Origin of the sequence: Streptomyces sp. NPDC046821, from assembly GCF_040645335.1 — a bacterium.
In the GTDB taxonomy this organism is placed as follows: domain Bacteria; phylum Actinomycetota; class Actinomycetes; order Streptomycetales; family Streptomycetaceae; genus Streptomyces.
Window position 1 is genome coordinate 29,876 of record NZ_JBEYYB010000017.1, and the last position, 19,089, is coordinate 48,964.

Below are 19,089 nucleotides of genomic sequence, written 5' to 3' on the forward strand. Positions count from 1 at the left end.
GAGGTTCCTACGACTCGTCCTCCAGGAGCGTCGCGATGGCTTGCAGGTGCCGACGCATCCGGTGCTGCGCGAGCGGGGCGTCACCCGCCACGATCGCCGCCACGATCGCCTGGTGCGCCGCATGGGAATCGGCCGCGGCGTCGCGACGCCCCTGGCCCGGTTCCTCGTCGGACTCCCACTCGTGCTGCACCATGTCTTCGTCGAGCTGAGCCAGCACCTCGACGAAGAGCGTGATCGCCGGATTGCCGGCCAGTTCGGCGATCACGCGATGGAGGTTCCGCGCGTGCCCGAGTGTCACACCTCGGTCCATCAGCTCCTGCTCGGTGTCCAGCGCATCGGTCAGGGTGGCGATTCCCCGCTCGGTCAGCATTTCGGTCGCGGTGGTGACACCGGCGAGTTCCAGGGCCATCCTCGCCTCGAAGAGCTGCCGACGGCTGACGGCCGCGTGCCGGAGAAAGACTCGGGCGGCGTCGCGGACGATGCCGGGATCCGGTTCGGTGACGACGAGGCCGCCCCCCGGCCCACGCCGCATGCGCGCCATCTGATGATGCTCGACGAGCCGCACGGCCTCACGGAACACCGCTCGGCTCACGCCGTAGCGTTCGATCAGGTCCCGTTCGGACCCGAGAACCGCCCCGGTGCGCCAACCCTCCTTCATGATGTCTTTCTCGATCAGCCCCGCCACGGTCTCGGCGAGTCGCTGACTCCCCCGCCCCGTATGCGCGGAGCCGTTCTTGCCGTTATCCGTCATGGACAGACCTGTCCCCGTCTGAGTATCGATGCCCCGGCACACACCGAGGCAGATAGAGCACACTCTTTCTTCGAGCATGATAGCTCTGCCTCGGCAACGACTTGCGCAACCGATCGCCGCATAGCCGAATGAGTGGCCTCATTCTCGGCCGACGGCTGCGGCATCACCACTGACCGGTGAGCCGGCCGGGAGTCAGCCCTCGCGGACTCCGTCGAGGATTTCCAGCGCCAGCCCCAGGTCGGACTCGGCGGCCAGCGATACCGACACCCTGTGGTAAACGCCGGTATAGCGCTCACGGATCAGCCGACCCGCCTCCGCGGGCGTCTGAGCGACCACGGCGAAGGCGCGCAGCACGTCGTCGTCGATGAGTTGCCCCATCTCCTTCCAGCGGCCCTGCAACGACAGCGCGTGCAGCTCCTCCTGGAGTGCGCCCCAGCCGTGGTGCTCCAGCACGGGCCGATACGCCGGTGTGGAGCCGTAGAAGGCCAGGCGCTCGCAGACGCCCCCGCGGTTGTGCTCGTACTCCTGCTCGGTCCGGCCGGTGACGGTGAACACGCTGCCGGTGATCTCGAAGGGCCGCCTGGTCCACGGCGCGCCCTCGGCCTCGGTCTTGGCGCGCGCCTCCAGCACCCCTGGGGCAAGCCGCTCGGCGACGTACGGCGCTGTGCTGAAGGGGTGACAGATGACACCGTCGCCGACCGCGCCGGCCGTGGCGGCCATCAGCGGTCCCACGGCCGCGATGAGCACGCGTGGCGCACCCTGCTCCAGCGGACCGGGGTCGAACGCCGGGTTCATCATGGTGTGGGTGTAGAACTCGCCCCGGAAGTCGAGCTTTTCGCCGGTCTGCCAGCAGTCCCAGATCTTGCGGGTTGCGGTGACGAACTCCTTCATGCGGGCCGCCGGCCTGGACCACGGCATGGCGTACCGGCGGGTGATGTGCGCCTTGATCTGCGAACCCAGACCGATCACGGCGCGACCGCCGGAGAGCTGCTGCAGCGTCCATGCACTGGAGGCCAGGGTCATCGGTGTACGCGCGAACGCGATGGCCACACCGGTGGCCACTTCGATGGTGGAGGTGCGGGACGCGGCCACGGCCAGCGGCTGGAAGGGGTCCTGGGTGGTCTCGGGCACGAGAACCCGGTGGACACCGGCCCGCTCGACGGTGACGGCGGCCTCGATCATCTGTGATGCAGTGCCGATCGCGGCGTCCAGTTTCAGCGGCTCGACGGCGTGCGGAACAGCGGTCATCGTACGGAGTCTCCCAGGTTGTCCCGGTGTGGTGAGGGCAGCGAACGGTGTGGCGGGCGGAACGGCCGCGCGACGCGTCAGCCTGGTCCCGGCTCAGGATCTGCGCGACGGTCGGGCATGGGGGCGAGGGACCGGCGGCCGGTCGTCAGCGATCGGCGGGGGCGTTCGCGTCGCCGGCCAGGGCATCCGCGCGCACCTTTCGGCGGTCCGGCTTGTTGTTCGAGGTGAGGGGGACGGAGTCGAGCAGGCGCAGGCTCTTGGGGATCTTGTAGCCGGCCAGACTCGCCCGGCACAGGCTGCGTATTCCTTCCAGATCGACCGTCGCGCCCGGGACGGGCACGACGCCGACCTCGACGCGCTCCCCCCAGTGTTCGTCGGGCAGGCCGTACACGATGGCGTCGCCGACATCCGGATGATGAAGAACGGCCTCCTCCACCTCGCGCGGGTAGACGTTCTCACCACCGCTGATGATCATCTCTTTCTTGCGGCCGGCGATGAACACCCAGCCGTCCTCGGTACGTGAGGCCCGGTCACCGATGTGCACGCCATCGGCCCGGAACGTCTCCTCGCTCTCCTTCGGCAGTCCGTAGTAGCCATGGGTCTGCCAGGGGCAGGAAACCACGAGGTCGCCGACGGTACCGGCGGGGACGTCGTGCCCGTCCTCGTCGAGTATCCGGACGATCGCCCCCGGCAGCGGCGTGCCCACACCGGTGAACCGGCCTGCCAGAAGGTCCTCGTGATCGAACCCCATGACCGAGCCGAACTCGGTGGCGCCGAACCCGGCACGGATTCTCGCGTTGGGGAAGTCTCGCAGCAGGTCCCGCACGAAGCCGTCTGTCGACGGAGCGGATCCGAAGCGGATCGCCGTGATGTTCTCGCGGCGGGTGGTCGCGAAGGCCGGGTCGGCGCGGAGCGCGGTGAACATCGTCGGCGCACCCATCAGACGGCTGGCGCCGCCGTCGATCGCCGCGAGCGCCGAGGCGGCGTCGAACCGGCGCTGGATCCAGACCTCTCCACCCGCGAACAGCGGGGCCAGCAGGTTCGTCCCCAGAGTGATGTGAAAGAACGGCGAGAAGAACAGTTCGATGTCGCCGGGCGTGCGCGGGTTGCCGTGTGCGCAGGTGTTCAGCCAGAGCCACAGGCTGCGATGTGTGTGGAAGGCGCCCTTGGGTGTTCCTGTCGTCCCGCCGGTGGCGAAGACGATGGCCGGAGCGTCCTCGGCCGGGGCCGGCAAGGTTTCGCCGCGGCCGATCAGCGGGGCCATCCGGTCCGCGATGGGCACGCGGCCGGCCGCCGGCAGCTCGATGACCCGATAGCCGGCCTCCCGGGCAAGGGCCGCATGGGTGGGGTCTGCGATCACGACACTCGGATTCAGTGTGGCCAGGTAAGCGCGCGCTTCCGGCCCGGTCAGGCGCACGTTGAGCGGCGCGGCGACCATACCGGCGGCCAGGGCGCCGAGGATGACCGCGGTGTGCGGAATGGACGGCTCCATTGCCGTCACGACTCGGTCGCCCGTGCTCAGACCTGCCTGCCGGAGCCCGGCGGCGACGGTGTCCATCGTGTCGACCAGCTCGGCAAACGTCAGTTGACCGAAGTCGTCCCGAAGTGCCCTCCGATGCGCCCCGTGCCGTTGGGCGCCGATCGTTCGCAGCCAGTGCGGCAGGGTCAGTTCATCGCCCACGAAGTTGCTCCCTTGGTCGTCGGCCGGCACAGCCCGTGCGAGGAGTTCCCTCGCAGGCTATCGCCCCGACACTGATTTGAGTACACTCATCCGCCATTTCATGGATGATGCGGCACCCCGCGGCCATCACGGAGGGGCATCGACACCGCACCTAACAGTCGGTGTATCGGCAACAATGCCAAGCCTCACGCCGGGAGTGCGACGCACCTTGCCAGCAACGCGAAAGAGTGTACTCTTTTGACGAAGGACCTTCATCGATTCGATGGACGGCCAGCCCTGCTGCGCCTCATCGCGGCGCCTTGCTGGAGACGCATGACCGCATCACACGGAGGAACTGATGGAGTTCGCCCACAGCGAAGCGGACGCCGCATTTCGGAGCGACCTCGTCGACTTTCTCGACCGCGAACTGCCCGAAGCCTGGGACCGTTCAGAGTTCGGTCTCGGCAGTGCGGTGTACACCGACTTCTCAAGAGAGTTCGTGCGCAAGCTGGCCGCCAAGGGGTGGCTCACCCCCCACTGGCCACAGGAGTACGGCGGTGGCGGCCAGGGAGCGTGGCAGCATTTCGTGCTCGGCGAGGAGATGTGGAAGCGGGGGGAGCCGCGCGGACCGCAGTACATGAACGTGAACTGGGTCGGCCCCGCCGTCATCAAGTACGGCACGGAAGAACAGAAGAAGGCCCTCCTGCCGCCGATCACCCGAGGCGAGGTCTTCTGGTGCCAGGGCTTCTCCGAGCCGGAGGCCGGGACCGACCTTGCGTCCATGAGGACACGCGCGACATGGGACGGTGACGGCTATGTCCTCAACGGCCAGAAGATCTGGACGTCCTATGCCAACGCGGCCGACTACTGCTTCCTCCTCGCACGCACCGGTTCGGTGTCGGACGGCCGGGACGGAATCTCCGTCTTCCTGCTGCCCCTGAAGACGCCGGGCGTCGAGGTCAGAAGGATCCAGGGGTTCGTCGGCGAGCACTCGTTCAACGAACTGTTCCTCACCGACGTCAGGGTGCCCAAGGACTGCCTGCTCGGCGAGGAGAACAAGGGCTGGGAGATCGTCCGCCGGACACTCGCGTACGAGCGGGTCGGTGCCCCGCGCTACGCACGTGCGGCCCTGGTTCTCGACGGACTCGCCGACTGGTGCCGAGCGGCCGGCCTGCTCACTGATCCGGGGATCCAGGAACAGCTGGGCAACGCCAGAGCCCTGTGCGAGGCCGCCCGGGTCCTTGTCTACCGGGTCATCGACGAGCGGGCCAAGGCCAAGGAGCCCTCCCCCATGGCCAATCAGGCCCGGGCGGCGATGGTCCAGGCCGAGCGTGCGGTCGGCGACCTCGCCCTCGACGTCATGGGAAGCGAGGCTCTGGTCGAGGAATCGTTGGGCGATGCCCAGTTCCGCAATTCGCTCGGCGCCGGCATCGCGGCGGGCAGTTACGAAGTTCAGCTCAACCTGATCACCCGGCTGATCCTGAAACTCCCGAAGGAATAGACGTGGATTTCGAACGATCGGATACGCAGCGCGCGCTGCTGGACGCACTGGGAACGTTGCTGAGCCGGCATGCCGGGACGCAGCGGTGCAGGGAACTCACCGAACGCGGGGCGTACGACCGGGCCCTCGAGTCCGAGCTGCGCGCGGGTGGGTTCCTCGACCTGTTCGGCGACGCCGGCGCAGGACCGCTGGAAGCCACCCTGGTGGTCGAACAGATCGGCGCCGAGCTCGGCGCGATCACTTCGGTGCCGCATCTTCTGGTGCTGCCCGCCCTAGGGCTGCCGGTACCCGAAGGCCCGGTCGTCCTGGCCACCGGCAAGGACTCGAGCCCCGAACGGTACGGCGGCGAGGCCCGCCAGATCCTCATCCCCGGCGCGGACCGGTGCACCGTCGCGGAGTTGCGTCCGAACGAGGCGACACCGGTTCCGTCGGCATACGGTTATCCGCTGGCCCGGGTGGTACCGCGCCATCCGGAGGAGCTGGCTCCCGGAACAGCCGCGAACCTGACGAACTGGTGGCGTGTCGGCGTTTGTGCCGAGGCACTCGGGATGATGCAGAAGGCATTCGACCTCACCGTCCAATACGCCAAGGACCGCAAAGTGTTCGGGCGTGCCCTCGGTTCGTTCCAGGCGTTGCAGCATCGCCTGGCCGAGCTGAGCGTGCTCCTGGAAGGGGCACGCTGGCTCACCTACGAGGCTGCGTTCCGGGGCGCTCCCACGGAGTCCTCGGCTGTCGCCGCCGCGCACACGATGGCCACACTGCACCGGTTGACGCGGGAAACCCATCAGATCATGGGCGCCATCGGGCTGACCCGAGAACACGACCTGCACCTTTGGACACTTCGCCTGCAAGCGCTCAGAGCCGAGCTCGGGGGCCTGCGCGAACACCGGCGTGCCGTGGTGACGTCGCGTTGGGGAGCATCAGCAGCATGAGCAGTGTCGCCTTTTCCCCGGAACAGGAAGCACTCGCCGAGTCCGTCCGGCGCTACTGCCGGTCCAGGTGCACGGAAGAAGTTCAGCGTGCGGATTCCAGCTCGTTCCCGCGGCCCTTCTGGCAAGGGCTGGCCGGTCTCGGCGTGCTGTCGCTGGCGATACCCGAGGAGGGTGGCGGCGCGGGCGAGATTTCCGCCGTGTCCATGGAATTGGGACGGGCCTGCGCCCCCGGACCCTTGGCTGGGACCTTCTTCGCGACACGCACCCTGCCGGAACCGCACGCACGTACCGTCGCCCGCGGAGCGGGTCTGGTCTCGGTCGGACGTCCACCACTGATGCCGTGGGCACCGATCGCCGACCTGTTCATCGAGTCGGACGGCGACCGGGCCTGGCTCGCCCAGGCCACCGGCACGGTGGAGCCGGTGGAAACCCTGGGCAACGAGCCTTGGGGACGGGTTTCGCTGGAGCGTGTCCTGCCGCTGGAACGTGTGCAGGAGGGAACCAACTTCTCGAACATGGCGCTCGCGGGCTACCTGTGGGGTGCCGGCAAGCGCGTGCTGGACGCCACGGTCGAGCACGCACGCACACGGCATCAGTTCGGGCGTGCCCTCGGCTCCTTCCAAGCCGTCGCACATCCGATCGTGAACGCCGGCCTCGGACTCGAGGCCGCGGACAAACTGATCAAGGTGGCCGCACAGGCGATCGACCACCAGCACCCTCAGGCCTGCGGTCTCGCGGTCGCGGCGCGGCTGTCGGCATCGCGAGCGGCGATGGAAGCAGCTTTCGTCTCGCACCAGACACATGGTGCGCTGGGCTACTCCGTCGAAGGGCCGATCGGCCACATCGCACAGCGCATCAGGCAACTCTCCCTGCTGCCCGCGCACGCGGACGACATGAGGGAAAAGGCACTGGCGATGTACTCGGAAAGAGGACAGGAATGACACACGACCAGGATCGAGCGGTGGACGCCGAGCAGCCTGAGGTGCTCTTCGAGAAGCGCGAACACGTCGCTTACATAACGCTCAACCGGCCGCACAAGGGGAACTCCCTGACCGGAACCATGATGCCGCAGATGAAAGCGGTGTGGGCAGAGGTCCGCGACGACCCCTGGATCCGCGCGGCCATCGTCACGGGCGCCGGTGACCGGCACTTCTGCACGGGCGCGGATGTGAACGTCGTCGCCGGCCGGGGAGGCATGAGCACCGGCACGGGCCCCTTGACCGACGAGGTCTTCTGGTCGCCGCGGCAGAATCGCGTGTGGAAGCCGGTCATCTGCGCGGCCAACGGACTGGCGGCCGGAGCCGGGCTGCACTTCGTGGTCGATGCCGACATCGTGGTCGCCTCGGACCGGGCGAGCTTCATGGACACGCACGTCAATGTCGGCCTGGTGGGCGCCATGGAGAACATCGGTCTCGCCAAACGTCTGCCGCTGGGGTCCGCGCTGCGCATGACTCTGATGGGCAAGAGCTACCGGATGCCCGCGGATCGCGCGTACCAGCTGGGACTGGTCGACGAACTGGTCGCTCCGGATCAGCTCATGGCCACCGCGGAGGAAATGGCTGGCTGCATCGTCAAGAACTCGCCGGCCGCGGTGTCGCTTTCGCAGCAGGCCGTCTGGGGGTCACTGGAAATGGGGTACTCCCAGGCGTGCGAGTACGGGTGGTCGCTCCTGCGCATGCACTGGTCACATCCCGACGCCAAGGAAGGCCCCCGGGCCTTCAGCGAGCGGCGCGAACCGAAGTGGACCACGGCTGCCCGCAAGGAAGACTGACATGGACTTCGGATTCACCCGCGAGGAAGAGGAGTTCCGCAGCGAGGTACTGGAGTTCCTGGCGGCCCACCAGGGACTGAACGGGTACTTCCATCGTGGCGAGAACACGGCGGAGGGTGTGCGGAAGCTCTACCGGGTGCTCGGGGAACGTGGCTGGCTGTCGCTCTCCTGGCCGGTGGAGTTCGGTGGCATGGGACTACCGCCTGCCTATGAGTTCATTCTGTGGGACGAGATGGCCTATGCGCGGGTCGCCCGACCACCGATGGGTCCCGGTCTGGTCGCCAAGGCGCTCATGGCACACGGTACGGCCGAGCAGTGCGAACGTCTTCTTCCAGGGCTGCGGCTCGGGCAGATCAACTTCGCGCTCGGCTATTCGGAGCCGGATGCCGGCTCTGATCTGGCGGCGGTTCGCACCCGGGCGAGGCTGATCTCCGACGAGTACGTGATCGACGGCGCGAAGTGCTGGACGTCCAATGCTCATTGGGCCGACTGCATCTGGCTGCTTTGCCGGACCGGCCCCCTGGACAGCAGGTCGCGTGGACTCAGCGTCCTGATCGTTCCGTTGGACCATCCAGGGGTGACGGTCTCCCCGATCCCGACTCATGACGGCGGGCGCCTGAACGAGGTCCGCTTCGACGGGGTGCGGGTGCCCGTCGGGAATCGCGTCGGCCACGAGAACGAGGGATGGCAGGTGGTCGCTTCCGCGCTCGCGGTCGAACGGCATGTCCAGTTCCCACCGAAGCGGCTACGGCGTGACCTTCAGGACCTCATCACCTGGGTGGAGACGACGGGTCTGAGCCGAGATCCCTTCGTCCGTCGGCGGCTGTCCGACCTCGCCGTGAAGGTGGCGGAGGTGGAGGCGCTGGCGCTGGCACTGCTCGGTGACATCACCGACGGGGAGCCATCGGCGGTTCCAGCGGCCTATCACAAACTGGCCGGCACACTCCTCGTCCAGGAGATCGCGCGTTCCGCCATGGAGTTCGGATCGCCCGAGGCGCTCGTCAAAGGCACCGACGTCGAGTTCATGTGGCGGCAGGCGATTCTGGAAACCATCGGCGGCGGGACGTCGGAGATGATGCGCGGGCTCGTCGCACGACAGGCGCTCGGCCTCGAGAGCAAGGCCTGAACGGTCATCGCACAACTGCTGGACACGGGAGAGGAGTTCCCGGTTCGGCTGAACGGCTCGCTCTCCCACAAGCCCCTCGGGAGAACGAGCCCTGCACCACTTCTGAGGTTGTCTGGTCGGGGTGAGGGGCGGCGGTTGATGATCAGGCCAGTCTCGGCGATGAAACCGTCGAGGAGGCTGGGGCGGTACTGCATCTCCTTCAGTCGGGTCCGGGCGAGCGTGGCGAGTTGGTTGGTGGTGCAGGCGACGAGGTTGGACAAGGACTTCTTCAAGTGCGCCCGCACACCCTCGTTGGGGTTGCGGTCCGGCGCGCGTACGGGGGCAGCCGGAACACGGTCAGCCGCGCGCTTCGCGTCTGGGGCAGCTCGCGCATCACGGCGTCCTTGTGCTGGGTGTCGCTGTCCCACGCCAGCACGATCGATCCGCCGAGCTGCCGGTGCGCGGCATCCAGCAGAGCCGCGAAGTCGGCTCTTTGAAGCCCTTTTCTCGTTCATGCGTCCGTGGTGGACCAGGGTCCGGTAGATCAGGCGGGTGCGGTGGCCGGGCCGGGTACAGACCAGACCAGACCGGCGAGGCTGACCCCGCCGGAGCCCTTTCGCAACGACTGGCCGGCCTCGTCCTCGAAGCACAGCCAGGCGTCCTGGTCCCTCACCGTTCTCCTGGGGCGACCAGAGCGGTTGAGATTCCTGGGTGGCCGAAAAATCTCAGTTGATCTGGAACCTGGCGTCTGAATACTGGCTGTCGTCTCAGTTGATCTGGACTGCTTCCGTCGTTTCGAACTGGATTAGTGGAAGGGCCTTCGAGATTGACCATGCACGATGACCAAGTGGACGTGACCACCGACATCGTTGCGACCTTGATCCAAGAACAATTCCCTCAGTGGAGCGGCAAGGCGATCCAACTCCTGTCGTCGACCGGGACGGTCCACGCCATCTTCCGTATCGGGGACGACCTCTCCGCGCGTTTTCCGCTGTGTCTGACCGATGCCGCGGAGGCGTTGGCGGTTCTGGAGCGGGAAGCCCAGGCGAGCGCGGAGCTGGCACAGGTGTCTCGGTTCCCCGTTCCGGAACCCGTCGCCCTGGGGAAGCCTGGAGCGGGTTACCCCATGCCGTGGTCGGTCCAGACATGGCTGCCGGGAACGGTCGCCGTCGATGCCGACCCAAGTGGGTCGGACGCTTTCGCCGAGGACCTTGCGGCCTTCATCGCAGCCCTGCGGGACGCCGAAACGCGGGGGCGGCGTTTCAGCGGCGAGAACCGTGGCGGCGTTCTCGCTCACCACGACGACTGGATGGCGAAGTGCTTCGAGGAGAGCAAGGGGCTGCTCGACGTGCCCCGGCTTCGCCAAGTGTGGAATCACTTCCGGGAGTTGCCACGCACGGCTGCCGACGTGATGAACCATGGTGACCTGATTCCCGGCAACGTCTTGGTCACGGGAGACCGGCTCAGCGGCGTACTCGACACCGGTGGCTTCGGCCCGGCCGACCCCGCGCTGGATCTGGTCAGCGCCTGGCACCTGTTGCAACCGGGCCCGCGGGAAGTGCTCCGGCGGACACTGGCCTGCGACGATCTGGAGTGGGAGCGCGGCAAGGCATGGGCCTTCGAACAGGCGATGGGTCTTGTCTGGTACTACGTCGAGAGCAATCCGACAATGACCAGGTTGGGACGCCGGACGCTCGACCGCATTCTGGAGTCGACGAAGTAATGTCGCCCCGATCGGAGGCCGTGACAGAGACGATCGCTTGCCGCCCCCACCGAAACAGCACCAACGTGAACAGATCAGCTGAGGACACTCCCGTGCTGCATCCACGTACGACAGCTCGACGTATGGCTCCGCAAGATCGGCCCCGACCGGATGTAGACTCTCAGCTTCCGTGTCATGCAGCGACGCAGTGACCTGGGCGTTCTCAGGTCGTCTCACGCCGTGACACCTGCCTGCTGTCTCGGCTCCCGGCGACAGTACCCGCCTCCTCTACGGCCCCCTGCGTACGCTCGGACCGCTCCGCGCCCTCCTCGCTCGTAGCCTCCGCTTCCGCCGAGGGTTGACCGCTCCGGCTGGCCTGCGCACCCGGTTGGTGACGGGGGATGCCGTTCGGCTCGAAGTCTGGAAGATCGCCCGCACCACCCCGTCGGACAGTTGTGGACGAGCAGTGGCGCCTCGCCCGCCAACACATAGTGGAGGGTGCCGACGGTGAGGTCGTATGTGGTGCTGTGCCTTTGGAAGTTGCGCACTCCGCGGATGACGACCGTCGTGCCGTCCGGCTGACGGAGCTTGGTGCCCGGGGTGAGGTTGTGGGCGTCGGTCCAGCGGTGGTGGGTGGCGTCCCAGAAGGGGTGGTTGCCAGGTGGTGGTGAGGGTCTGGACGTCGGTCTTTTGGTGCTGGGGTGGGACGCGGGCCGGGGCCGTGTCCAGGGTGAGGGTGGTGAAGTCCTTGTCCGTCGTGGTGAAGATGCCCCTCTGGACCTTCTCCGGAGCACTCACACCGGTCTGCGGATCCGTGGCCAGGACCGTGTCGCCAACCTTGACCTGCCTGATCGGCTTGGATGAGCCATCCGCCAACCGCACCGTGGTACAAGGCAAGAAGCTGTGCGCACAGCCGGCCCCTTCCGACTCGGCCGCCTTGGCGGCTACCCCTTCCGCCTCCGCGTCCTTCACGGTGGCGGGCTGACAAGGGCTCCGGCACCTTGATCGTGAGTTCGGTGACACCTGCGTCACCCATCATTGTGCAGCGGGAGGCCCTCGCGACAACCGTCTCGCCCTGGACGGCACATGGCCCGACAGACCATCCGGCCGCGAGTCCGTGGGCAAAGATCAGTCCCCGTCCTGTCTCGGAGCCCGCAGCCGGGTGCGCCAGCGCGGGCATACGACAGCCGGTGCCCGGGGCAGACACGGCGAGCCAACACAAGTCATCACTTGCACTGCCCCTCTCAACTGCTGCGATTGAAACGCCTCCGGGCAGCTTTCAAATTACTGATCGCGTCAAGCAGAGATTGCTTCAGCACACCTTCCTCGATATCGAATTCACCCATCTTTCCACCGGCCCTTCTGTGGGCATTCGAATATGACACCCAGGCTTCATAAACACGCTGAAGCTGATCATTCTGAGTGAGAGACATCACGGCCAGATCTTTGGGCGAGGGAGCATTTCTTTTACCCTCAGAACCGAACCAGATACTGAAGCGAGCACATTCACTCAGAAGTTGCCCAATCAAGTCGAAGACATCATTCCCGACACGTCGGGAAGTGTGAGCTCGCCCTGGACCGGCTGGCGAAGCCGCCGCACGAACAGACCGAGGCTCGCCTGCAACTCCGAGGCGACCACGCCCACATCCAGATCATCAACCATGATTGGAAGGCGAACTTTCACAACTGAGCTTTTCAATCTAGCTTTCGCAAATGTGTCCGGCGGCGGGCGCAGCGTGGCCCTGCCGCTCCGCTGCCGCCTGGGCGGAGCGTGCAAGCAGGCAAACCTGGCGGTTCCTCCTCAACCCCAGCGAGGCCCTGCGTCTCGGACAGCCCCGGGAATGGCTCGCGTCCGAAGAGCTCGTCGCCGCCCTCGGCACCCGGTTCGCGACCATCTCCCTTATTGCCTTGAGCCTCTGGGAGCCGGACCCCGATTCGCACTATCCGGTCGTGCGTCATCTCGGCTGGTTGCACGCACTCCTCGTACATGTCCCCGAAGTCTCGGACGAGGCAGAAAGCACGTCTCGTGGTGCAGGAATCCCGGCGGGCACTGTCCGCCCGGTCCGGTGCACACGGCTACTCCTCCCCTGGCCATTCCACGTGGGAGGAGAACCGACGGGCCAATGAACTGATCTCCAGCGTCATGCCGCTCATCACCGATCCCGTCCCCGCCTCGCCGGGCCGATGCTCGGCCTGCCGGGCTTCGGAGGTGGGCGGCGCAACAGAACCGGCGAGTACCTCGGAGGAAGATACCGAGTTCCACACAGCCCAAGCCTGGCTCCGGGCCCCGCACCGCGATCAAGCCGCGGCAGGTCCGCAGATCATTGGCTCTGGCTATAACCGTGACACGGGATTCGCCCTTGTTGGCCTCATGAATTCTCGATGAAGTTGGGTGTGGCGCAGCGCACATCAGTGAGGTCAAGTCCGCCGAGGGAGGCTCACATGGCATCAGCCGAAATCGGGACGCCTATAGCGTCACCGGAACTCACCCGCCCGGATCGTAGGGCCTGGGGCGTAGTCATCCTGCTTTTCGTCTTCTTCACCCTCAATTTCGCCGACAAGGCGGCCGTGGGGTTGGCAGCGCAGCAGATTCGCCGGGATCTCGGTCTGAGCGCCGGAGAATTCGGTCTGGTGGGGAGCGCGTTCTTCTGGCTGTTCGCCGTCGGCGCGGTGGGGTTGTCAGCCGCCATGCGCTGGATCTCCTACAAGTGGGCGGCGGCCATTCTGATGGTCACCTGGCTCGCCAGCATGCTGCCACTCACGATGCCCACCACGTTCGGGGTGATGCTCTCGGCCCGGATCGCCCTCGGTTTCTTCGAGGGCCCGGCACACGCCCTGTGTCAGAGCGTCGTCGCCGACCGGTTCCCGAAAGAGAAGCGCGCGTTCGCCGGGGCAATGGTGAACGCGGGCTCGTCGGTGGGCCCGCTGCTCTCCGCACCGGCACTGACCTGGGTCATCGTCTCGCACTCCTGGCACATGTCGTTCCGCGTGCTGATCGTGGTGGGACTGGCCTGGCTGGTCGTGTGGCTGCTCTACGTCGAGCGACAGCCCCTGCGGAAGAGCCCGGTGGACGGGCAACGTGCCGTCGCGACGGAGGACCCGAACGGCCACATCAACGTCCCGTTCCGCCGACTGCTGCGGCTGCCGAGTTTCTGGGGGCTCAGCCTGCTGTCCTTCGCGGGTTACCTCATCACCTCGTTGAAGGTCGCGTGGCTGCCGGCCTTCCTCGGTGAGGGCCTCGGCTATGCGCCGAGCACCGTCGGCTGGCTGGTCACGGTGCCGTACGCCACGGCGGTCGTGGTTCTCCTTTCCTCCGGATATCTCTCGGGCCGACTTCTCGCGCGGGGCTGGAGCTCCCGAGCCGCGCGCAGTTACTTCACTGCGGCACTGCTCGTCTTCGCCGGGCTCAGCATGATCGCCTTCACTCTGGTAGAGCCGGGCCCGCTGCAGCTGGTGCTGGTGATCTGCACCTTCTCGATCAACAGCGTCGCGTTCTCGGTGGCCTTCGCGGGCGCGTCCGACTTCCTGCCGCAGCGTCAGCGCGCAGCCTTCTTCGGGTGCGTCATCGCCGTGTACAGCGTCGCGGGGATCGTCGCGCCGTACGTGTTGGGGATCGTCGTCGAGGCCGGAGCGACGGCCTCCCAGGGCTATGCGCACGGATTCCTCCTTGTCGGCGTGGCCATCTGTGTGTTCGCCGCGATCGGCGGGTGCCTGCTGAACCCGGAGGGGGCCCGTCGGCGCCTAGAGGCGGATACGGTCCGCCTGCACGCCGCGACAACGGCGGGGAGGACGTCGTGACCGAAGCTCCGCTGACCGGAGTCCGGGTGGTCGACCTGGGCCAGTACATCGCCGCTCCTGGAGCAGGCCAGCAGCTCGCCGACCTGGGCGCCGATGTGATCAAGGCAGAGAGCCTGACGGGTGATCAGGCGCGATCCGTCGGCCCGTTCGGTACGGCCATGATCCACGCCAACAACCGCGGGAAGCGCAGCATCGCGATCGACCTGCGGCATCCCGAGGGCCTGCGCATCCTCGACGAGCTGTGCGCCGAGTCGGACGTGCTGTTGCACAACTTCCTCGCCGGCTCCGCCCAGCGCCTCGGGATCGGCCCCGAGGAGATGCGGTCGCGTCACCCTCACCTCGTCTACGGCTTCGTCACCGGGTTCGGGAGCCGGGGACCGTCGGCCGACCGGGCCGGCCTGGACATCGCGGCGCAGGCCGAGTTCGGGATCATGCACACCACTGGCGAGGCCGCCGGCGATCCGCAACGCGTGGGCTTCACCGTGGCCGATGTCCTGGCGGCGAACGCCCTGGCTGCCGGGGTGCTGGCCGCCCTCGTCCGGCGGGGCCGGACCGGGGTCGGCGGTGTCGTCGAGACCTCGTTGATGGAGGCGGTTGTCGCGGCCCAGGCCACCCAGTGGGCGGGCTACCGGCTCACGGGCGAGTCACCCCGGCGGACGGGCAACGGCCAGCCGGCGGTGGCCCCGGCCGCGGATCTCGTGGAGACCATCGACGGTGCTGTCGTGGTCTCCGCCTACGCCGCGGCCAAGTGGTCCGCGCTGTGCTCCGCGATCAGCAGGCCCGAACTCGAGGCCGACCCACGCTTCGTCGACAACGCGGCGCGAGTCGCGAACCGGGCGGCGCTGAAGGAAGCCCTCGATGCGGCTCTCGGCCACCTCACCCGCGCCGAGTGCATAGAGCTGCTGGCCTCGCGGGGGATCGTCTGTGGCTCGGTGCGGTCGTTCGACGAGTTCGTGAAGGACGCCGACCTGGCCGCGTCGGGGCTGATCGTCGAGCTGGACGAGTTCGGGCTCGACGCCCCGGCCGCGCCCTTCCGGGTCGACGGCGCGGCTCGCGGCCGGACGTCCGCCGCCCCCAGCCTCGGCGCCCATACCCGGGACGTACTGCGCGAACTCGGGCGGGGCGAGGACGAGATCGACCGGCTCGTCGACAGCGGCGTCGTCGCGCTCTCGAAGCAATCGTGACCATCAAGGGAGACACCATGACTGTGACGGCCGACCATGCGCTCGCCGCTGTCGACTTCGACACCTATCTGCGGATGATCGCCGCGTTCACGGACGACGAGTTGATCCCCGGCGAGCCGGAAATGGTCACCTCGGGCGGGGTCCCGGACGAGATCGTTCAACGCATGGCCGAGCTCGGGCTGTTCGGCATCTCCGTCCCGCGGGCCTACGGCGGGCTCGGCTGGACCATGGAACAGCAGGTGCTCCTGACGTTCGAGTTCACGAGGGCGTCGTGCGTCTACCGGTCTCGCTTCTCGACGGTGATCGGACTCTGCTCGCAGGCGATTCTCGACCACGGCACGGAGGAGCAGCGCCGCGAGATGCTGCCGGCCATGGCAGCCGGCCGACGGGTGACCTCGTTCGCACTGACCGAGCCGGAGGCCGGGTCCGACGCCACCAACGTCCAGACCGTCGCCCGGCGCGTCGGGGACGGATGGGTCCTGGACGGAACGAAGCGCTACATCACCAACGCCCACTGGGCGGACACTCTGATCGTCTTCGCGCGCACGGAGGGCAGCCCCGCCGAGGCCCCCGAGATTTCGGCGTTCGTCGTCGACACGACCCTGCCCGGCGTGTCGACGCGGATCCCGGACCTGATGAACGGCCACGCCGAGGGACCTGTCGCCGAGATCGACCTCGAGTCAGTGGCCGTACCCGGCGACCGACTGCTCGGCAGCACTCCCGGCACCGGGCTCGCGGCTGCCATGCGCGGAATCAACCACGCCCGGCTCCACGTTGCCGCCACCTGCGTCGGACAGGCGAACCGGATGCTCGAGGAGACCACCCGTCATGTCACCGAGCGGCACCAGTTCGGTGCCCCGCTCGCCGATCTGGGTGTCGTCCAGGCCGAGTTGGGCCGTTGCTACGCGGAGATGGAGGCCGGACGGGCCCTTGCCCTGGACGCCGCCCGCGCCTTCGACGGCGGGACCGTTCCCCGCCAGCGGATCTCGGCGGCGAAGCTGTATTGCTCGGAGATGGTCGGCAGGGTTGCCGACCGGTGCGTGCAGTTGCTCGGCGGAGAGGGCATCGTCGGCCCGCACCCTGTCCCGCGGATGTGGCGCGACGTCCGTACGCTGCGCATCTACGAGGGCGCCTCGGCGGTCCACGAGCGTAATCTGGGCCGCGCGATGGTCCGGTCGGTCGCTGCGGAGGGGGTACTTCCGGACAGCTACCGCGTACGGGACGCGTCGTCCGACGAGCCGCGAGGCGGCCGGACGACCTGAGGAGTGACGATGGAACTGCGCCAGCTCGAGTACTTCCTGGCTGTGGTCGAGCACGAGGGGTTGAACCGGGCCGCGCAACGCCTCTACGTCTCCCAGCCGACCGTCTCGCAGGCCATCCAGTCCCTCGAGCGCGAGCTCGGTGTGGCGCTGTTCCAGCGTGCGGCACGGCGCAATCTTGTCCTGACGTCCGCGGGGGCACTCCTGGTCCCGAAGGCCCAGGCGATCCTCGACGGCGTTGTCGCCGCGCGTGACACGATGAGCCGGGCTCGGGCTCTCAGGACCAGCTCCGTTTCGATCGGCACGATGCCGGAGATGTCCAGCGACGCGGTCGCCTCCTGGATCACGACGTTCCGGGCCCGGAATCCCGACGTACGGCTGGACATCACCGAGGTTGCCGGCGTCCGGGAACTGTGCGGTGAGGTCGTCGCCGGTCGATGCGAACTCGGTTTCACCACCCAGCCCGTCCCCACGGACGCGCTCGACTTCGTCCAGCTCGGCGTACAACGACTGCTGCTGGTGATGCCTCCTGGGTCGCCGGCACCGGAGGCGGGGCGGCTACCGCTCGACGCCCTCGGCGACATGCCTCTGACGGTCTCCTCACTCGCCCAGCGGGAGAACGACCGGGTCGGATCGGCCCTGCGGGACGCCGGGGTCGAGCCGCGGTTGATGGCGAGCATGCCCAATCGCCATGCACAGCTCACGCTCGTTCTCGGCGGAGGCGTACACGCCTTCCTCCCTCTCCGGATGGCTGTGCAGGCACGGCGGCTCGGGGCTGTCGTGATCGAGACCGACCCGTTGGTGTCGGTACCGTTCGGCGTGCTCCACCGCCGCGCGGCGTTGAGCCCCGCGGCCGAGGAAGTGATCCGCGAGTGCAAGGCCACCCTCGACACCTGGTACGCCGCCATCCGCAGCCGCCAGGCCGAGGGAGCCGGCCTCATTGACGCGGCAGACGCTTCCTACGACGACGTCCATCGCCCGATCACGACAAAGGGCACCGAGTAGAACCACGGCAGCCGCTGATTCATTGCCTCTGGCTATGACGGTGACACGGAATTCCCCCTTGTCGCCTTCCTGAATTGTCGATGAAGTGGAGTGGATCCAGCACTCATCGGCGCGGCCGAGGCCCATCGACCTGAGCGAAGGATTTCGCCTGAGATGCGGGGAACCGGCCTGCGGAAAACTAATTCTGACCCTGTGAGATCCCCTGCGGCGATAAACGGTAAGCCCGCGTGATACCGGCCGATCCGGCCGTCACGTCCACGAGAAAGGACTGCCCGCGCGATGGGTGAGATCACCAAAGTAGGAGTTGTCGGCTGCGGCCTGATGGGTTCCGGAATCGCCGAGGTCTGCGCCCGTGCGGGCTTCGACGTCGTTGTCAATGAAATCGACACCGATGCCGCCGCGGTCGGCCGAGCTCGTATCACCGCCTCCCTCGACCGTGGGCTGCGCAGCGGAAAGCTCTCCCAGGACGATCGGGCCGCGGCACTTTCAAGGCTCACCTTCACAGGGGATTTCGGTGACCTCGCCGACTGCCAGTTGGTCATCGAGGCCGTTGCCGAACGGCTCGAGGTGAAGGCCTCCGTCCTCACCGCCCTCGACAAGGTTCTCCGCTCTCCGGACGCGATCATCGCCTCCAACACCTCTTCCATTCCCATCATCGAACTCGCGGCGCTCACCCAGCGACCGGAGCGCGTCGTGGGCGTGCATTTCTTCAACCCCGTCCCGGTGCAGAGGCTCGTCGAGATCATCCCCACTCAGCTCACCTCCGACGACGTGGACGAACGCGCCTCCGTGTTCGTCACCACCAGCCTGGGCAAGACCGCGATCCGCGCCCGCGACCGTTCCGGCTTCGTCGTCAACGCACTCCTGATCCCCTACCTGATCTCCGCGGTCCGGATGCTCGAGTCCGGATCGGCCTCTGCGGAGGACATCGACAACGGCATGGTTCTCGGCTGCGCCCACCCCATGGGACCTCTGCGCCTGCTCGATCTGATCGGCCTGGACACTGCACAGTCCGTAGCAGATTCGATGTACGAGGAATTCAAGGAGCCGCTCTACGCACCGCCTCCGCTGCTCCGCCGCATGGTCGCCGCCGGCACGCTCGGCCGCAAGACCGGCCGGGGCTTCTACCCCTACGACAAATGACAACGTTCCCGCAATGCCCAGGCCATCTGT

At 67.3% G+C, this 19,089-nt stretch carries 17 protein-coding genes; 11 read left to right on the top strand and 6 right to left on the bottom strand.

Translation table 11 applies throughout. The features are described from left to right. Positions 1-7: 7 nt before the first annotated feature. The 3 genes from ABZ893_RS30740 to ABZ893_RS30750 all read right to left on the bottom strand — a co-directional run bounded on the left by ABZ893_RS30740 (position 8) and on the right by ABZ893_RS30750 (position 3,710). Positions 8-751, bottom strand: coding sequence for an FCD domain-containing protein (locus ABZ893_RS30740; RefSeq protein ID WP_361410291.1), 744 nt, complete (start codon positions 749-751; stop codon positions 8-10). Positions 752-943: 192 nt separating this feature from the next. After that, a complete protein-coding gene (locus tag ABZ893_RS30745; protein ID WP_361410294.1) occupies positions 944-1,999 on the bottom strand; it encodes a TIGR03617 family F420-dependent LLM class oxidoreductase in 1,056 nt (351 codons plus the stop codon). A gap of 145 nt (positions 2,000-2,144) precedes the next feature. Continuing rightward, positions 2,145-3,710 carry a class I adenylate-forming enzyme family protein gene (locus ABZ893_RS30750; protein ID WP_361410297.1) on the bottom strand — a complete coding sequence of 522 codons (1,566 nt, stop codon included), beginning with the start codon at positions 3,708-3,710 and terminating at the stop codon, positions 2,145-2,147. A gap of 307 nt (positions 3,711-4,017) precedes the next feature. On the opposite strand from ABZ893_RS30750, the gene ABZ893_RS30755 reads away from it, so the two are divergent. Genes ABZ893_RS30755 through ABZ893_RS30775 form a run of 5 tightly spaced genes read left to right on the top strand, consistent with a single transcriptional unit; the run spans position 4,018 to position 8,989 of the window. Further along, complete coding sequence (locus tag ABZ893_RS30755) at positions 4,018-5,160, top strand: acyl-CoA dehydrogenase family protein (RefSeq protein ID WP_361410300.1); 1,143 nt, start codon at positions 4,018-4,020, stop codon at positions 5,158-5,160. A 2-nt stretch (positions 5,161-5,162) separates the two neighbouring features. After that, positions 5,163-6,092: an acyl-CoA dehydrogenase family protein gene (locus ABZ893_RS30760; RefSeq protein WP_361410303.1), complete on the top strand. Its 930-nt coding sequence runs from the start codon at positions 5,163-5,165 to the stop codon at positions 6,090-6,092. Next, positions 6,089-7,033: an acyl-CoA dehydrogenase family protein gene (locus ABZ893_RS30765; RefSeq protein WP_361410305.1), complete on the top strand. Its 945-nt coding sequence runs from the start codon at positions 6,089-6,091 to the stop codon at positions 7,031-7,033. The genes ABZ893_RS30760 and ABZ893_RS30765 overlap by 4 nt, the downstream gene beginning before the upstream one ends. Positions 7,034-7,053: 20 nt before the next feature. Next, positions 7,054-7,863 (top strand): enoyl-CoA hydratase-related protein, encoded by an 810-nt coding sequence (locus tag ABZ893_RS30770; RefSeq protein WP_361410308.1) that lies wholly within the window; start codon positions 7,054-7,056, stop codon positions 7,861-7,863. A 1-nt stretch (position 7,864) separates the two neighbouring features. Further along, positions 7,865-8,989, top strand: coding sequence for an acyl-CoA dehydrogenase family protein (locus ABZ893_RS30775; protein ID WP_361410311.1), 1,125 nt, complete (start codon positions 7,865-7,867; stop codon positions 8,987-8,989). A gap of 523 nt (positions 8,990-9,512) precedes the next feature. On the opposite strand, the gene ABZ893_RS30780 is transcribed toward ABZ893_RS30775, so the two are convergent. Next, on the bottom strand, positions 9,513-9,641 hold the full coding sequence (locus ABZ893_RS30780) for a hypothetical protein (protein ID WP_361410314.1): 129 nt from the start codon (positions 9,639-9,641) through the stop codon (positions 9,513-9,515). A gap of 159 nt (positions 9,642-9,800) precedes the next feature. Between ABZ893_RS30780 and ABZ893_RS30785 the strand changes: the two genes are divergently transcribed. Continuing rightward, on the top strand, positions 9,801-10,691 hold the full coding sequence (locus ABZ893_RS30785) for an aminoglycoside phosphotransferase family protein (RefSeq protein ID WP_361410586.1): 891 nt from the start codon (positions 9,801-9,803) through the stop codon (positions 10,689-10,691). Between the two features lie 212 nt (positions 10,692-10,903). On the opposite strand, the gene ABZ893_RS30790 is transcribed toward ABZ893_RS30785, so the two are convergent. Together ABZ893_RS30790 and ABZ893_RS30795 are read right to left on the bottom strand one after the other, a co-directional pair. Next, positions 10,904-11,464 (bottom strand): hypothetical protein, encoded by a 561-nt coding sequence (locus ABZ893_RS30790; RefSeq protein WP_361410316.1) that lies wholly within the window; start codon positions 11,462-11,464, stop codon positions 10,904-10,906. A gap of 731 nt (positions 11,465-12,195) precedes the next feature. Next, positions 12,196-12,333 carry a hypothetical protein gene (locus ABZ893_RS30795; RefSeq protein ID WP_361410319.1) on the bottom strand — a complete coding sequence of 46 codons (138 nt, stop codon included), beginning with the start codon at positions 12,331-12,333 and terminating at the stop codon, positions 12,196-12,198. 779 nt (positions 12,334-13,112) lie between these two features. Between ABZ893_RS30795 and ABZ893_RS30800 the strand changes: the two genes are divergently transcribed. From ABZ893_RS30800 to ABZ893_RS30820, 5 genes are all read left to right on the top strand, one after another. Beyond that, positions 13,113-14,468 (top strand): MFS transporter, encoded by a 1,356-nt coding sequence (locus tag ABZ893_RS30800; RefSeq protein ID WP_361410322.1) that lies wholly within the window; start codon positions 13,113-13,115, stop codon positions 14,466-14,468. Continuing rightward, complete coding sequence (locus ABZ893_RS30805; protein WP_361410325.1) at positions 14,465-15,652, top strand: CoA transferase; 1,188 nt, start codon at positions 14,465-14,467, stop codon at positions 15,650-15,652. The genes ABZ893_RS30800 and ABZ893_RS30805 overlap by 4 nt, the downstream gene beginning before the upstream one ends. Positions 15,653-15,669: 17 nt before the next feature. Then, complete coding sequence (locus ABZ893_RS30810) at positions 15,670-16,914, top strand: acyl-CoA dehydrogenase family protein (protein WP_361410328.1); 1,245 nt, start codon at positions 15,670-15,672, stop codon at positions 16,912-16,914. Positions 16,915-16,923: 9 nt separating this feature from the next. Further along, the gene (locus ABZ893_RS30815) at positions 16,924-17,916 is read left to right on the top strand and encodes a LysR family transcriptional regulator (RefSeq protein WP_361410331.1); all 993 of its coding nucleotides are present in this window, start codon (positions 16,924-16,926) and stop codon (positions 17,914-17,916) included. A 279-nt stretch (positions 17,917-18,195) separates the two neighbouring features. Continuing rightward, complete coding sequence (locus ABZ893_RS30820; protein ID WP_361410334.1) at positions 18,196-19,059, top strand: 3-hydroxybutyryl-CoA dehydrogenase; 864 nt, start codon at positions 18,196-18,198, stop codon at positions 19,057-19,059. Positions 19,060-19,089: the final 30 nt, after the last annotated feature.